This is a genomic window from Mycolicibacter arupensis, assembly GCF_002086515.1.
GTDB classification, from domain to species: domain Bacteria; phylum Actinomycetota; class Actinomycetes; order Mycobacteriales; family Mycobacteriaceae; genus Mycobacterium; species Mycobacterium arupense.
Window position 1 is genome coordinate 49205 of the sequence record NZ_MVHH01000002.1, and the last position, 15051, is coordinate 64255.

The 15051-nt window shown below is 67.2% G+C and carries 18 protein-coding genes; 7 read left to right on the plus strand and 11 right to left on the minus strand.

Going from position 1 to position 15051, the window contains the following annotated elements:
- Window positions 1-41: 41 nt before the first annotated feature.
- Together BST15_RS01690 and BST15_RS01695 are read right to left on the minus strand one after the other, a co-directional pair.
- Window positions 42-530, minus strand: coding sequence for a hemerythrin domain-containing protein (locus BST15_RS01690; RefSeq protein WP_046187572.1), 489 nt, complete (start codon window positions 528-530; stop codon window positions 42-44).
- Window positions 527-1558, minus strand: a complete 1032-nt coding sequence (locus BST15_RS01695; RefSeq protein ID WP_370759864.1) for a Rieske (2Fe-2S) protein — start codon at window positions 1556-1558, stop codon at window positions 527-529. The genes BST15_RS01690 and BST15_RS01695 overlap by 4 nt, the downstream gene beginning before the upstream one ends.
- A gap of 488 nt (window positions 1559-2046) precedes the next feature.
- Between BST15_RS01695 and BST15_RS01700 the strand changes: the two genes are divergently transcribed.
- Window positions 2047-2349: a hypothetical protein gene (locus BST15_RS01700; RefSeq protein WP_046187574.1), complete on the plus strand. Its 303-nt coding sequence runs from the start codon at window positions 2047-2049 to the stop codon at window positions 2347-2349.
- 19 nt (window positions 2350-2368) lie between these two features.
- On the opposite strand, the gene hemW is transcribed toward BST15_RS01700, so the two are convergent.
- From hemW to BST15_RS01715, 3 genes are read right to left on the minus strand one after another with little or no spacing between them, the layout of a single operon-like run.
- Window positions 2369-3550 (minus strand): radical SAM family heme chaperone HemW, encoded by a 1182-nt coding sequence (gene hemW / locus BST15_RS01705; RefSeq protein WP_046187575.1) that lies wholly within the window; start codon window positions 3548-3550, stop codon window positions 2369-2371.
- 50 nt (window positions 3551-3600) lie between these two features.
- Window positions 3601-3996 carry a transglycosylase family protein gene (locus BST15_RS01710; protein WP_046187576.1) on the minus strand — a complete coding sequence of 132 codons (396 nt, stop codon included), beginning with the start codon at window positions 3994-3996 and terminating at the stop codon, window positions 3601-3603.
- Window positions 3993-4589 carry a hypothetical protein gene (locus tag BST15_RS01715; protein WP_234708163.1) on the minus strand — a complete coding sequence of 199 codons (597 nt, stop codon included), beginning with the start codon at window positions 4587-4589 and terminating at the stop codon, window positions 3993-3995. Before BST15_RS01715 ends, BST15_RS01710 begins: the two co-directional genes overlap by 4 nt.
- A 62-nt stretch (window positions 4590-4651) precedes the next feature.
- Between BST15_RS01715 and BST15_RS23210 the strand changes: the two genes are divergently transcribed.
- The 6 genes from BST15_RS23210 to BST15_RS01740 all read left to right on the plus strand — a co-directional run bounded on the left by BST15_RS23210 (window position 4652) and on the right by BST15_RS01740 (window position 10597).
- Entirely contained in the window at window positions 4652-4822 is a 171-nt protein-coding gene (locus BST15_RS23210; protein ID WP_369127100.1) for an Ms4527A family Cys-rich leader peptide, read from the plus strand.
- Between the two features lie 115 nt (window positions 4823-4937).
- Entirely contained in the window at window positions 4938-6617 is a 1680-nt protein-coding gene (locus BST15_RS01720) for a nitrite/sulfite reductase (protein ID WP_046187577.1), read from the plus strand.
- Window positions 6614-7333, plus strand: coding sequence for a phosphoadenylyl-sulfate reductase (locus BST15_RS01725; RefSeq protein ID WP_046187578.1), 720 nt, complete (start codon window positions 6614-6616; stop codon window positions 7331-7333). Before BST15_RS01720 ends, BST15_RS01725 begins: the two co-directional genes overlap by 4 nt.
- Entirely contained in the window at window positions 7312-8055 is a 744-nt protein-coding gene (locus BST15_RS01730; RefSeq protein ID WP_046187579.1) for a sirohydrochlorin chelatase, read from the plus strand. Before BST15_RS01725 ends, BST15_RS01730 begins: the two co-directional genes overlap by 22 nt.
- Window positions 8056-8129: 74 nt before the next feature.
- Window positions 8130-8963, plus strand: a complete 834-nt coding sequence (locus BST15_RS01735; RefSeq protein ID WP_046187580.1) for a hypothetical protein — start codon at window positions 8130-8132, stop codon at window positions 8961-8963.
- A gap of 20 nt (window positions 8964-8983) precedes the next feature.
- Window positions 8984-10597 carry a diflavin oxidoreductase gene (locus BST15_RS01740; protein ID WP_046187674.1) on the plus strand — a complete coding sequence of 538 codons (1614 nt, stop codon included), beginning with the start codon at window positions 8984-8986 and terminating at the stop codon, window positions 10595-10597.
- On the opposite strand, the gene BST15_RS01745 is transcribed toward BST15_RS01740, so the two are convergent.
- The 6 genes from BST15_RS01745 to BST15_RS01765 all read right to left on the minus strand — a co-directional run bounded on the left by BST15_RS01745 (window position 10594) and on the right by BST15_RS01765 (window position 14878).
- Window positions 10594-11625: a sulfate/molybdate ABC transporter ATP-binding protein gene (locus BST15_RS01745; protein WP_046187581.1), complete on the minus strand. Its 1032-nt coding sequence runs from the start codon at window positions 11623-11625 to the stop codon at window positions 10594-10596. The genes BST15_RS01740 and BST15_RS01745 overlap by 4 nt on opposite strands.
- The gene (cysW, locus tag BST15_RS01750; RefSeq protein WP_046187582.1) at window positions 11622-12437 is read right to left on the minus strand and encodes a sulfate ABC transporter permease subunit CysW; all 816 of its coding nucleotides are present in this window, start codon (window positions 12435-12437) and stop codon (window positions 11622-11624) included. The genes BST15_RS01745 and cysW overlap by 4 nt, the downstream gene beginning before the upstream one ends.
- 1 nt (window position 12438) lies before the next feature.
- Complete coding sequence (cysT, locus tag BST15_RS01755; protein ID WP_046187583.1) at window positions 12439-13293, minus strand: sulfate ABC transporter permease subunit CysT; 855 nt, start codon at window positions 13291-13293, stop codon at window positions 12439-12441.
- Window positions 13290-14321 (minus strand): extracellular solute-binding protein, encoded by a 1032-nt coding sequence (locus BST15_RS01760; RefSeq protein WP_046187584.1) that lies wholly within the window; start codon window positions 14319-14321, stop codon window positions 13290-13292. Before BST15_RS01760 ends, cysT begins: the two co-directional genes overlap by 4 nt.
- Before the next feature lie 129 nt (window positions 14322-14450).
- Window positions 14451-14561: an Ms4533A family Cys-rich leader peptide gene (locus BST15_RS23215; RefSeq protein ID WP_370759862.1), complete on the minus strand. Its 111-nt coding sequence runs from the start codon at window positions 14559-14561 to the stop codon at window positions 14451-14453.
- A gap of 119 nt (window positions 14562-14680) precedes the next feature.
- Window positions 14681-14878, minus strand: coding sequence for a hypothetical protein (locus BST15_RS01765; protein WP_046187585.1), 198 nt, complete (start codon window positions 14876-14878; stop codon window positions 14681-14683).
- Window positions 14879-15051 lie beyond the last annotated feature (173 nt).

Consider the following 15051-nt stretch of genomic DNA (forward strand, 5'->3'; position numbering starts at 1 on the left):
GGTGATGGGCGTCTCGCCCCCGCGCGCCCGCCGGTGGCGCTTCAGAAGGCCTTCAGCAGCGCCATTCGCGCCTTGACATGCAGCTCCTCAAACTTGGAATTGCGCTGCCGCTCCATCTCTGCGGTCATCCGACTGCCCAGCTCCTCCAATTCGGCTTCCGATAAGTCGACCGGCGCCGGCGGCGGCACCAGGTCGCGCTCCTCTTCGTCGGCGTGGGCCTCCAAGACCGTGAGGAACGAGTTCCACTCGTCCGTGTGTCGCGGCGAGCTGGCAGGTGTCCGCAAGGCCACCGCGAGCTGGTCATAAATCTGCCGGTGCTCAGCGTGCGCGATCGAGATCAGCCTGCTGGCTGCGGTCAACGCCGGATAATAGATATCGTCCTCGATCCGCATGTGGATGGTGAACTCTCGCAGCAGGTGGTCAAGGGTCTGCTGTCGCTCCACAGAACCGACGGGAGCGGCCTTGAGTTTGGAACCCAATCCGCGCAGCACGTTGTGGTGCGCCCGCAGTACGTCATAAGCGTTGCTCACTGGATGATCTCTTTCTCGGTCGCGACCTTCTCGGTCGCGACGTCGGAGCACTGCAGGGCCCGCGGGGCGAGGTATTTGACCCGACCTTCGCCAAGCGGTGTGGACACACCGTCGCGCAGCTCGATCATCCCTTCACGCACCCGTGCCTGGTAGCGCGGAATCGGCGCGGCAGATGGCCCGCGCAGTACCGCGCCGGTCTCCACGTCGAATTGCGAACCATGCCATGGGCAGACGAGTCGGCCGCGGTCCACCCAGCCGTCTTCCATCGGCGCCGCAAGGTGAGGGCACAGTCCCGCGAACGCCGCCAAATCGTCACCGCTGCGGCAGAGCACCACCGCGACTCCGTCGACGTCGATGCGCTTGGGCTTCGTGCCGGACGGAAGCTCCGCCTCCGGGAGCACCGGTGTCCAGTCATCGATGCGCAGCCGGTCGCCGGACTGGTCAGTGCCGATTCCGGAGCCGAACACCAGCGCACCTCCCAAGAATCCGCTGGCGGAGGTGATACCGTAGCCGACCGCACTGGCCACGATGCCCCGTAACTGATGTCCACTGCGCCGGTCCCGCCAGGATTGGATGTACAGACCAGTGGCCACCAGGTTCAGAAACCCGTGCACCAGTCCGATTCGCCGGTCTTTGTCGTGGGTGTGCTGCCAGTCGGTCACCCCGGTGACTGCTGAGGCGAAGTTGCCCGCAATCCCGAGAGCCAGTGCATGCTGGGCGAATCGGGACGCGTCGAGCATTCCCGTTGCGGACTTACCCGGCAGCAGACTTAGCGCGTCCAGTGCGACAGTCGTCCCGATGGAGCCAGTGGTCAACGATGTCAGCGGTGGATGCACAGGGTGCCCCAGCCAGACTCCGTTCAAGAAGTTGGCCACCCGATTCCTGGCTCCGCCGAGGGCGTTGAAACCGAAGCTCACAACGTTCTCCAGCCGGTAGCTGGGCCGATCAAGCCAACCCTGTCGTCCGAGAAGTGCCAGCACCTGGTCGCCGACCCCGCGGCTCCGACCGGCGGCGCCTCGCGCCCGCAGAACTGCCATCCGTCGTCCTCCATCTGCCCTCGGCTGCGCCATGTCCTGGCCCCATTCGCGGAGCTACAAGCCGGAGCGCATCCGCATGTACCGTCTTCCCATAAATATCGTAACACGATATAGCTATGGCCGATTACGGCCTCTTCATGCCGGCACGTGTGGACGCTGCCCGTGTGGTCCACACCTGTTATTTGCCAATCTCGTTGATCCGCCTTTGGTCGCCTCAAGGCAGTCGCATTCACATAACTGCCACCCCGCGTTGCAGTTGCTGTGAATCTGTCGGCAACGCTCTACCGGTAGTGAAGCGCTTACCGCGAACACTTCCCATGCCGCATGCGCAGCGGCGTTGCCAGCCTCAAACCGGTGGCCGGGCCAGTGGCGCCGGCCACTGCCGAGAGGTGAAGTAATGCCTTACCGGCGTTCACGATTCGGTATCGGTCCTCACACATCGGTTGGCAAACGGCCCGATCCGCGCGGAATATGGAGGAATGCTAAGTATTCGCAAGTTCGTGGGATCGATGTTTGTGGCGACGGCCGCCGCGGCGATCACGCTCGCCCCGACTGGCGTGATGCTCTCCACCGGATCAGCCGGCACGCCGGGCCACGCTGTGGTTGCTCAACCGCACGGCTCCGGCGGCCCCGACGGAAACGGCGGGGGAAGCGGCTGCGGCCATGACGCCGGATGGCAGGGCTGCGGCGGTTTCATCCCGGGCCAGGGCGGTTTTGGCCACGGCTGCTTCAACGGCATCTGCGGCAGCTGGGACAGCAACCGCGGGTGGTTCAGCGGCTGATCGGCCGGACCCACCACAGCTAGCCCAGCAGGGAACGCACCACCGCGTCGGCCAGCAGCCGGCCGCGGTCGGTCAGCACCAACCGCTGACCGTCGTTCTCCAGCAGACCATCGCTGACCGCGACCGCGGCCCGCTCACGCTCGTCGGCGTCCAGCACCGTCAGCGCCAGCCCGTCGCGCATCCGCAGCGCCAGCATCACCTCTTCGGTGTGCCGGTCGGTGGCCGAAAGCTCCTCAAAGCCCGCCACCGGCAAGGCACGCTGATCCAGCAGTTGCGCATAAGTGTTGGGGTGCTTGACGTTCCACCAGCGCAGTGTCCCGTCGAAGCTGTGCGCGCCCGGGCCTGCGCCCCACCACTGCCCGCCTCCCCAGTAGCCCAGGTTGTGCCGACAGGCCGCCCCGGGACGGCTCCAGTTGGACACCTCGTACCACTCCATGCCCGCCGCCCGAAGCCGCGCGTCGACCAGCTCGTAGCGATGCGCGGCCACATCGGGCTCGGGTGCGGGCAGTTCGCCGCTGCGCACCCGGCGGGCCAGCGCGGTGCCCTCCTCGACGATCAGGCTGTACGCGGAGACGTGATCGACGCCCGCCTCCAGGGCGGCGTCCACCGAACGCAGCAGATCATCGTCGGTCTCTCCCGGGGTGCCGTAGATCAGGTCGATATTGAGATGCTCGAAGCCGGCGGCGCGCGCCTCGCGGGCGGCCGCCACCGGCCGGCCGGGTGAATGAATGCGGTCCAGGGTGCCCAGCACGAACGGCGAGACCGACTGCATGCCCAGCGACACCCGGGTGTACCCGGCGGCACGGATCGCCTCGAAGAACGCCGGCGACGTCGACTCCGGATTGGCCTCCGTGGTCACCTCGGCACCATCGGCCAACTCGAAGTGCTCGCGAACATGCCCCAGCACGCGCGCCAGACGCTGCGCACCCAGCAGAGACGGCGTACCGCCGCCCACGAACACGGTGTCGACGTGCCTGCCGCCCACGCGTGCCGCGGCCAACTCCAGCTCCGTGGCCAGCGCCGCCACCCACGCATCCGGGTTCGCACCTCCCAGCTCCGCCGGGGTGTAGGTGTTGAAGTCGCAGTAGCCGCAGCGGGTGAAACAGAACGGCACGTGGACATACACCCCGAAGGGGCCGTCGTGGCCACGCCGGTCCTGCGCCGGCTCGGGCAGCGCTACGGCAGTCGGGGTCGGTGTCATGGGGCCTGATCATCCCACGATCGCGCCGGCCTCGCCGGAGCGCCGGGCACCTAGTCCGAGGGTGCGCCGGCGCGCAGCGCGGCCTGCTCCAAGGCGCTCAGATAGTGCGTCAGCGAACCCACCGGCGCGGTCCCGGCCGCACCAGCCCTCGACGCGCATCCCGGCCAGGCCCCAGGCCCCCGGTTCGCCATGATGCGTTTGGCGACGGCGATCTGCTGCTGCGGGGAGGCCTGCGAGGGCAGACCGACCCCGCCGTTGGCTTCCCAATCCGTGGCGCTGATCCCCAATCCCCCATAGCCGCCGTCCCCAGAATCGGCCGCCCAGTTCGCACCGGACTCGCAGACGGCGATCGCCTCCCAATCGATGGGGTCGGCGTGGGCCGCGCCGGACCATTCAGCCGCGCCGACCAGTAGCGCGCCGGTCGCCAGCACTGTGAACTTCCTCATACGAGTTCCACCTTGCTGGCCAGCCAGTGGCCGTCGATCCTGTCCATCGTCATCCGGATCCGGCTGTGATCGATCACCGGTTCGGGGTTGTCGGAGTTGCGCACCGCCTGGTCCACCAACAACACCACGACGGCATGGTTGCGGTCGGCGGACTTGAGCACTGCCTCGGCGACGTTGCCGCGGGCCATCACCTTGTTGTCGATGAGCTCCTGACGCAACCGCACCCCGGCGCGGGTGTGCCGCGCCGCGAGTTCACCGGTCGACCCCTCTGCGATATCGGCGAAGCTGCGATCGACGTGATCGGCATCGATATCGCTGAGCCGCAACACGTAGGCCTCGGCAGCCTCCAACGCCTGTGCACCCGCGAGGTGGGTCTGGTAGTGCTGCACCGCCAGCCATGCCCCGCAGCCCACCGTGGCGACCAACGTCGCGACGGCCAGCCGGCGCCGCAGCTGAGCGAGGCCGCTCGTTCGCGGCGGCGGGTCTGCCACCGGCACCGGATCCCACGCCGGTTCCCATCCGAAGTCGACACTCACCTGTCCCACCCGCCTTCCGATCGACAGTCGGTCTACGGCGGCCCGGTTCTCGGGCACCGCCGCCCCCGTCCCGTTCCGATCCGTTCCCCCGGCCCGACCTCGTCGACGTCGTGCCCGAGATGAGTTTTGCTCACGCTGATCACAACTTTGCGCCGGTAAGGAAGATTTTCGGTATCCATGGCATAATCGCCACTGTGACCGCCGCCTACTGCACCGCATCCGGGGTTGCCTTGGTGGCACGGCGGCATATCGATCTCAAGCGTGTATGCAGCTGTCGCTGTCTGCCTTGATGTCGTAGAACCGCCCACCTGAACTTTCCAGCTGGCCGCCGGATCTGCGCCGCCGGAGACAGTTGCCGGTGGATCGCGTTCCACCACGCCAGCTCCTTGTTTCGAAGGAGAATCGATGACCGCCACTCCGACCGCCCCGCCGAGCAGGCCCAAGCGCAGCGAGGCCCAGTGGGCGCTTGGCGAGACCGAGCCGGTTAACCACAACGAGCAGTTCAAGCAGGAAGACCCGGCGCTGAATGTGCAGGCCCGGATCCTCGACGTGTACTCCAAGCAGGGTTTCGACTCCATCAGCAAGGACGACCTGCGCGGGCGGTTCCGCTGGATGGGCCTCTACACCCAGCGCGAGCAGGGCTATGACGGCACCTTCACCGGCGACGAGAACGCCGACCTGCTGGAGGCCAAGTACTTCATGATGCGGGTGCGCTGCGACGGCAAAGCGCTGTCGGCCGCCGCCATGCGGACGCTGGGTCAGATCTCCGTCGACTTCGCCCGCAACACCGCCGACATCTCCGACCGCCAGAACGTGCAGTACCACTGGATCGAGATCGAGAAGGTCCCCGAGATCTGGGATCGGCTGGCCGCTGTGGGCCTGCAGACCATCGAGGCCTGCGGCGACTGCCCCCGCGCCATGCTGGGTTCCCCGCTGGCCGGCGAGTCGCTCGAGGAGGTGCTCGACCCCACGTCGGCGCTCGACGAGATCATCCGGCGCTACATCGGAAACCCGGAGTTCGCCAACCTTCCCCGCAAGTTCAAGACCGCCGTCTCGGGCCTGCAGGATGTCGCCCACGAGGTGAACGACATCTCCTTCATCGGGGTCAACCACCCCGAGCACGGCCCCGGCCTGGACCTGTGGGTCGGTGGCGGCCTGTCGACCAACCCGATGCTGGCGCAGCGGCTCGGCGCCTGGGTTCCGCTGGCTGAGGTACCGGATGTCTGGGAAGCCGTCACCAGCTTGTACCGCGACTACGGCTACCGTCGACTGCGTTCCAAGGCCCGGCTGAAGTTCCTGGTGAAGGACTGGGGGCCGGAGAAGTTCCGGGAGGTTCTCGAAACCGAGTACCTCAAGCGGCCGCTGATCGATGGCCCGGCGCCGGAGAAGCCCACCGCTCCGATCGATCATGTCGGCGTCCAGCGCACCCGCAACGGCCTCAACGCGGTGGGCGTGGCCCCGATCTCCGGACGCGTCAGCGGCCAGACGCTGGTCAAAGTCGCCGAGCTGATGGAACAGGCCGGCACCGACCGCGCGCGATTCACCACCCACCAGAAGTTGATCATCCTCGACGTGTCCGACGAGAAGCTCGACGGACTGCTGGCCGGGCTGGACGCGCTGGGCCTGCCGGCAAACCCGTCGCAGTGGCGCCGCAACCTGATGGCCTGCACCGGACTGGAATTCTGCAAGCTGTCGTTCGTCGAGACCCGCGTACGGGCGCAGAGCCTGGTTCCGGAACTGGAGAGCCGCCTGGCCGATCTCAATGCGCTGCTGGACGTGCCGGTCACGGTGAACATCAACGGGTGCCCGAACTCGTGCGCCCGGATTCAGGTGGCCGACATCGGGTTCAAGGGCCAGATGATCGACGACGGCGAGGGCAACTCGGTCCCCGGCTTCCAGGTGCACCTCGGCGGCAGCCTGGGCGCCGACAGCGGATTCGGCCGCAAGCTGCGCCAGCACAAGGTCTACAGCGATGAACTCGGCGACTACATCGACCGGGTGATCCGCAACTTCATCGCGCAGCGCAACGCTGGTGAACGTTTCGCACAGTGGGCGGTGCGTGCCGAAGAAGACGATCTGCGATGAGGGCGCACACCGAGGCGGAGTTGCGAGAACTGGCCGCCAAGGGGGCGGCTGAACTCGACGGCGCCAGTGCCACCGAGCTGCTCGAGTGGACGAACGCGCAGTTCGGCGGCGACTCATCGACGGCCTGCAACTTCGTGGTGGCCTCCAATATGGCCGACGCGGTGTTGGTGGACGTGGCGTCCAAGGTCCGCGCGGGGGTGCCGGTGCTGTTCCTGGACACCGGCTACCACTTCGCCGAGACCATCGGCACCCGCGATGCCGTCGAAGCCATGTACGACATCGAGTTGGTCAACGTCACCCCGGAGCAGACCGTCGCGGAGCAGGACGCCGCCCACGGCAAGAACCTGTTCGGCTCCAATCCGGCCCTGTGCTGCCGGCTGCGCAAAGTCGAGCCGCTGGCTCGCACCCTGGGCGGTTACTCGGCATGGGTGACCGGATTGCGTCGCGTGGAGGCGCCGACGCGCGCCAACGCACCGCTGATCAGCTTCGACGAGCAGTTCGGGCTGGTGAAGATCAACCCCTTGGCGGCCTGGACCGACGAGGAGATGGACGCCTACATCGTCGCCAACAACGTCCTGGTGAACCCGCTGATCGACGAGGGCTATCCGTCGATCGGCTGCGCGCCCTGCACGGTCAAACCCGCGGCCGGCTCCGATCCGCGCAGTGGCCGCTGGGCCGGGCTGGCCAAGACCGAATGCGGACTGCACGCCTCGTGACCAGCACGCTGGTGCTGACCGCACACGGCAGCCGGGATCCACGGTCAGCAGCCAATACTCGGGCGATCGCCGGCCACCTGCGCCGCGTCGCGCCCGAATACGCTGTGCGCGTGGCGTTTTGCGAGAACAGCACTCCCAACCTGCGGGATGTCTTGAGCACTGTTCCGCACGGTCGCGACAGCGACACCGTGGTGGTCCCGCTGCTGCTGGCCAGCGCCTACCACGCCCGCATCGACATCCCGGCGATGATCGCGGAGGCCGGAGTTGACGTGCGGGTGGCTCCGACACTGGGCGAGGACAGCCGACTGGTGCGGGTTCTCGGTGAGCGACTGACCAGCGCGGGCGCCTCCCGCTTCGATCCGGAGCTGGGCGTGGTGGTGGTGGCGGTGGGCTCGTCGCGTGCGGCCGCCAATGCACAGACCGCCACGATCGCAGCGCCGCTGGCTCGCGGAACGCGATGGGCGGGCGTGGAAGTCGCCTTTGCCACCCAGGACCTGCACCCTTCGGTTCCCGAAGCCGTCGACCGCCTGCGGGCGCGGGGAGCCACCAAACTCATGATCGCCCCGTGGTTCCTGGCCCACGGCAGGATCACCGATCGAATCGCCGCGTACGCCTCTCACGCCGGCATCCCGATGGCCGAGCCGCTGGGCGCCCACCGCCTGGTGGCCGCGACGGCGCTGGACCACGCCGAAAGCGCCCTGGCGGCACCGGCTGCCGCCTGACGGGCCACCGCCCGCCCGCTCCTGCCGCCCCGTGAGACCCGTCACAGCCCTCTTCTCTCGTCGCCACTCTGAGTATGGTTAGCCTAACCTACGTTAGGAGCTTGGTGGTGTCGACGGGCGAGGACCCCCTGATCGCGAGAATGGTCATTCGACGGCGTGCGGCGTTGCACGAATCTTGTACCAGGCTTCGCCAGCTTCACCCGCATTGCCCCCACACCTACGGCGTGGCGGTGCTGGCGGACGTCAACAAGCGCCGATGGTTCCCGTTGGACTCGGTCTTCACCCTGGACCGGCTACGGGTCCGGTTCTACGAGACCGCCGCGAAAACCGACCCCCGGGCGGCGGCAAATGTGCTGGCGGCGAGCCTCATCCACGAGGTCTTGGGGCGCCTCCTTCCGCTGGTGCTCCTGGAGGGGCGCGCCTGGGACACCGGCCTGGAGAACCTCTGGGTGCACTTCGACGCCGAGAACGACATCGACTGGGTGGCCGTGGTGGACCCGACGTTGCGCGCCCTGCCCGGTGACCCGTGGATCCGCGCCAAGGACGGAATCGGCCGTGCCGAGACCGTGGTCGTGTTGCCGAACGAGTCGGCCCTGACCACCTGGGCGGCCCACCGATGCCACCGGAGTTTGGCACCGTTGTTCGTCTGGCTTCATGAGGCGTGCGAGGGCGCGATGTCGGTCACGGCGATGTGGCAGCTGCTGGGCTCCACCGTGGTGGTGGCGGCAGCTCAGCTGCCACGCCGCACCGACAACGCCGAGGCCACCAACTTCCGGCGAAGTCAGGCCATCCTCGACGCGATGGTCGGCTTCGGCCTACCGGTCCGGGGGACGGTGACCCCGCCTTTTCGCCCGAAGTCCGCTCGGCGGCCCGTCACGGCGTCCAGCCCCGCCGGGGACAAGCCGTGAACACCGGGCCCGAATTCTCGATGATCGTCGGCTACGGCAGCGACATGGGCAATGCTGAAGATGCCGCGATGTCGTTCGCCGAGGCCTTCGCCGAGGCCACCGGCCGGGCCGCCGAGGCGGTGGAACTCAACCAGGTCGACAGCGATGACCTGCGGTCGGCCACGCACCTCATTGTCGTCACCTCCACCTGGGGCGACGGCGAATTTCCGGACAACGCCGCGCTGTTCTGGGAGGCACTGAGCGCAGAGTCCGCCGAGCGGCTAGAGCACCTCGGGTTTGCCGTGCTCGCGCTCGGCGACACCGGCTATGAACTGTTCTGCAACGCCGGCCGCCTGCTCGACGAACGCCTTGAGCAGCTGGGCGCCACCCGGCTGGCCGAGCGCCTCGACATCGACGGCTCCTACGTCAAGCCGGCAGCGGCATGGACGGCCGACGTCGTCAAGCAGCTGGCGGCCGAGCACACCCATCCCACGGTCGGCGTCGCCGTGGCGAGCCACCAGCTGGACTCCCCCGGTCCGGCCGCACCGCCCGTCCCCGATCGGGACAACCCCATCGAGGTTCGCGTGACGGTCAATCGCCTGCTCACCGCTCCCGGAAGCGACAAGGAGGTCCGGCACTACGAGCTGGACCTCACCGGTACCGGTATCACCTACACCGCGGGCGACAGCGTGGCCGTGCATCCGACCAACGACCCCGACCTCGTCGGCGCCCTGTTGGCCGAGTTCGGCGTCGGCCCCGGACACACTGTGCCCGGTCACGACGCATCATTGGGCGAGCTGCTCACCCATGAGCTCGAGATACGCACACCATCGCGGGCGCTTCGGGAACTGACCGCGGTCCGCACCGGGGATGCACACGCCGCGGCCGCCCTCGCCGGCGCTGTCCCCGCGGCCCGGGATTCGTGGCTCTATGGCCGCGACGTGCTCGACCTGATCCGGCTGGGCGCACTGAAGGTGGATGAGGTGATCGACACCTTGCGTCCTTTGCAGCCTCGCGACTACTCGATCGCATCGAGTCCCCTGATGAGCCCCGATCGTCTGCACCTGACCGTGGCGACCGTGCGGTATGCCCTGGCCGACCGCCGCTATGGCGGCGTGGCCACCACGTTCCTGGCCGATCGCGCCGAGACGATGCGGGTTCACCTGCGCCCCAACCATTCCTTCCGGCTGCCCGCTCCCGATGTGCCGATCATCATGGTGGGGCCGGGCACAGGCGTGGCGCCCTTCCGCGCATTCCTGCAGGAGCGCCGTGCCGTCGGCGCGGCCGGGCGTTCGTGGCTGTTCTTCGGAAGCCGACACCGCGCCGGCGACTACCTCTACCAGGACGAGTTCGAAGAACATCACCGCTCAGGGACACTCTCCCGGCTCGACCTGGCGTTCTCCCGAGACGGAGGCGCTGATGCACCGAATCGGTATGTCCAGCAACGTATGCGGGAGAACTCGGCCGAAATCTACCGTTGGCTTGAAGACGGCGCGCACCTGTACGTCTGCGGTGATGCCGAGCGCATGGCCAAGGATGTCGACGCGACTCTGCATGCCATCGTGGCCGACTCCGGAAACATGAGCAGCGCCGACGCGCACACCTACGTCAACCAGCTCGTGAGAAGTCACCGCTATCTGCGGGACATTTACTAACCCGTGCCGGCGGACGCCTTCAGTGGCGCTTCGTCGCTGAGCGGGGGCACCCGGGTGGCCCGGACATAGACGGTGTCCCCCTCAGCCAGCGCGAGCGCTTCGGCGTCGCCCCGGGTGATCTGCGCCGTGAACGGCACTCCGGTGGCGGCGTTGGTCAGCTCCACCCGCACCTCGAAGCCGAGCGTCACCACCCGATCGACGACCGCGCGCACGACCGCGGAAGCGTCCGCGCTGTCGGCGGCGGCCACCGCCATGTCGGGGGTGCGGCCCACCCGGATGTCGTGCGGGCGGACCAGGGCTCCGTTGAGCGCGGACACCGCGCCCAAAAACGACATGACGAAGGCGTTCGCGGGGGCGTCGTAGACCTCGGTCGGGGTGCCGAGCTGCTCGATGCGCCCCTGGTTCAACACCGCGATCCGGTCGGCGACGTCCAAAGCCTCGGCCTGGTCGTGGGTGACCAGAACCGTGGTGACGTGCACCTCGTCATGCAGGCGACGCAACCAGGCCCGCAGATCCTCGCGGACCTTGGCATCGAGCGCCCCGAACGGCTCGTCGAGCAGCAGCACCTGCGGGTCCACCGCAAGCGCCCGCGCCAACGCCATGCGCTGACGCTGACCGCCGGAGAGCTGGTTGGGGTAGCGATTCTGAAAACCGCTGAGCCCCACGACCTCCAGCAGATTGTCGACCTTCTCTTTGACCTCAGCCTTGGGGCGCTTGCGGATCTTGAGCCCGAAGGCGACGTTGTCGCGCACCGTCATGTGCTTGAACGCTGCATAGTGCTGGAAGACGAAGCCGATGCCGCGCCGCTGCGGCGGGATGCCGGTGACGTCCACGCCGTTGATGGTGACCGTTCCGCTGTCTGGGTGATCCAGGCCGGCGATGGCACGCAGCAGAGTGGACTTACCCGAGCCGCTGGGGCCGAGCAGCGCGGTGAGCGAGCCGGACGGAACCGCGAAGTCGACGTTGTCCAGCGCGACGAAGTCACCGTAGCGCTTGTTCGCACCACTCACCGTGATTGCGTTGCTCATTTGTCTCCCTTTCCGGCCCGCCGCACGTCGAGCACCACCTGAACGATCAACACCAGCACCGACACCGCCATCAGCAGTGTGGACAAGGCGTAGGCGCCGTACTCGGCGCCGCGGTTGTAACGGTCGGACACCAGCAATGTCAGCGTCTGGGACTTTCCGGGAAGGTTCGACGACACGATCAGCACCGCGCCGTACTCGCCCAGGGTCCGGGCCACCGTCAACACGATCCCGTAGGTCAACCCCCACCGGATCGAGGGCAACGTGATCCGCCAGAACGTCTGCCACCAACTCGAACCCAGCGTGGCCGACGCCTCTTCCATGTCGGTGCCCAGTTCGTGCAGCACCGGTTCGACTTCCCGGATCACGAACGGCAGCGTCACGAAGATGCTGGCCAGCACGATGCCGGGCAGGCCGAAGATGATCTTGAATCCCCAGTCGTTCTCGACGAAGCCCAGCAGTCCCGCCGATCCCCACAACACCACCAACGCCACGCCGACGATCACCGGAGACACCGCGAAGGGCAGGTCGATGATCGCCTGCAGCACGCCCTTCCCCCGGAATTTGTTGCGTGCCAACACCAACGCTGTCGGTATCCCGAAGATGACGTTCAACGGCACCACGATCGCCACCACCAACAGTGACAACTGCAGCGCCGAGATGGCCGCCGGAGTGGAGATGTAGTCGTAGAACTGTCCGAGGCCAGGTGCAAAACTGCGCCACAGGATCAACGACACCGGAACCACCAACAGCAGGCCGATGTAGGCCACCGCCAGAAAGCGCAACAGATAGCGGACTTTCCGTGTGGGCGTCATATCAGGACCTCTCCTGCCGCTTGCTCACCCGCGACCCCAGCACCCGCAACGCGAGCAGCACCAGGAAGGACACCCCGAGCAGTACCAACGAAATCGCTGCCGCACCGGTGCGGTCGTCGTTCTCGATCAGCGTGCGAATCCACTGCGAGGACACCTCGGTCTTGCCGGGAACCGCTCCGCCGATCAACACCACCGAGCCGAACTCCCCGATCGCCCGGGAGAACGCCAGCCCCGCACCGGTCAACAGGGCCGGGGTCAGGGCCGGCAGCACCACGGCACGGAAGATGGTCAGTCCCGAGGCGCCCAGCGACGCGGCGGCCTCCTCGACCTCTCGGTCGATCTCCAGCAGCACCGGTTGCACGGAACGCACCACGAAGGGCAGCGTCACGAATGCCAGCGCCAGGCCGACGCCGACGGCGGTGTGCTGCAGATGCAGATGCACCGGGCTGGCGGGTCCGTACAGCGCGAGCATCACCAGACTCGCGACGATGGTGGGCAGCGCGAACGGCAGATCGATGATCACGTCGAGGAAGCGCTTGCCGAAGAAGTCGTCACGCACCAGCACCCACGCGATCAGCAGGCCGAATACCAGGTTGAGGAGGGTGACCCCCGCCGCGATCGTCAGGGTCACGCGGAAGGACTGCACGGCAGCGTGCGAGGTGACCGCCAACTGGAAGGCACGCCATCCGCCGCCGCCCGCCTGCCAGGCGATCGCGGCCAACGGCGCCAGCACGATCAGTGACAGCCACACGGTGGCGGCACCCACCCGCAGGGACACGCCTTCCCGCCGGAACCTCGAATGCGTAACACCCTCGCCGTCGGGTCGCGTCGCCTCGGTGACCACGTCCGCGCTCATCCGGTGACCCGGGTATAGATCTGAGTGATGGAGCCGGTCGATTTGTCGAACAAAGCGCTGTCGACGATCTCCCACCCACCAAGGTCGGCGATGGTCCACAGTTTATCGGGATCGGGGAACGAGTTGCGGAATTCGTCGGCAATGCTGGGGTCGGCAGGGCGGAAACCGGCTTCGGCCCACAACCGCTGCGCCGCGGCGGTGTACTGAAAATTCTTGAACGCGGTGACGGTGTCGAGGTGCCGGCTGGAGCTCACCACGGCCAAGGGGTTTTCAATCTTGAAAGTCTGCGATGGGTTGATGTGCTCCACCGGCTTGCCCTTGCGCTCGATAGCGATCGCCTCGTTCTCGTAGCTGATCAGCACATCACCACTGCCCTGAAGGAACACATCGGTGGCCTCGCGGCCCGAGCCCGGACGCAGCTTGAAGTGGTCACCGACCAGCTTCTCGATGAAGTCCAGCCCGGCCTGCGGGTTCTTGCCGCCCTCGCTCTTGACGGCGTACGGGGCCAGCAGATTCCATTTGGCCGATCCCGAGCTCAGTGGACTGGGGCTGATCACCTCAACTCCGGGCCGCAACAGGTCGTCCCAGCCGCTGATGTGCTTGGGATTGCCCTGCCGCACGACCAGGGTCACGACCGAACCGAACGGGATGCCCCGGGTTACGCCGGCGTTCCAGTCCTCGGCGACCTTGCCGGCCTTGACCAGCCGGGTGACGTCGGGTTCCACCGAGAAATTGACGATGTCTGCGGGCTTGCCGCTGGCGACCCCGCGGGACTGATCACCCGATGCGCCGTAGGAGGTGACGACCTGGACGTCGGCTCCGGCCTCGGTGTTGTAGAAGGCCGGGATCACCTTGCTCCAGCCGGGCTCGGGAACCGCGTAGGCCACCAGCGTCAGGGTGGTGTGCGCGTCCGAACGCTCGCCGCCTCCAACGACATCACTGGGTCCGCCGCCGCACCCGGCGAGCGTGGTGGCTGCCAGGGCGGCAGCCAGTGCCAGCGCGATACTGCGCGCGATGGTAGTGGGCATTGATGACCTTTCCGGGCGAATCCGTATCGACGTCGGCAAGAATGCTTGTCCGTCGGATCGCGAAAGGCGTTCGATTTGTCCAGAACGTGCGTCAACTAAGACGACACCGGTACGCCGACGGGTGCGGTATCAGCGACAACAGTGCAGGTCGGCCACAGCGGAAGTCACCACGGCAAGCATCGGAAGCGCCACCACGGGGCGCTGCCGGTCACCGGACGCTGCGAACATGCGGGGAAGCATAACAGAGGCAGACGACGCCGCGACCTAACGCAGCTGGGTGCCTCAGCGGGTCAATAACCACGTGACGATCACCAACAGGATCAGGCTGACCAGCACCAGGGTGACCTGCGAACGCGGCATCAGCGGTCGCCGCCGTCGCCACCATGGCGAACCCGCTCCTGCAGCCGGATTCCCTCCCCCAACGCCGTGTCCACCACCAGGGCCAGGGCATAGGCGAGCACCAACACCACCGGCATCACCACTGCGGTCTGCACCACGAAGCCGAGGCCGGACAGCCACAGCTCCACGCCGTCCCACCAGCTCAGGAAGCCCACCATCCCGCCTACTTTAGCGGCGATCGCAAGCGCGGCGAAGCCGGGCGAAGCGGATCGCCGTCATTAACACAACGGCGATCGCAAGCGCGGCGAAGCCGGGCGAAGCGGATCGCCGCCATCAACACAGCGGCGATCGCAAGCGCGGCGAAGCCGGGCGAAGCGGATCGCCGTCATTA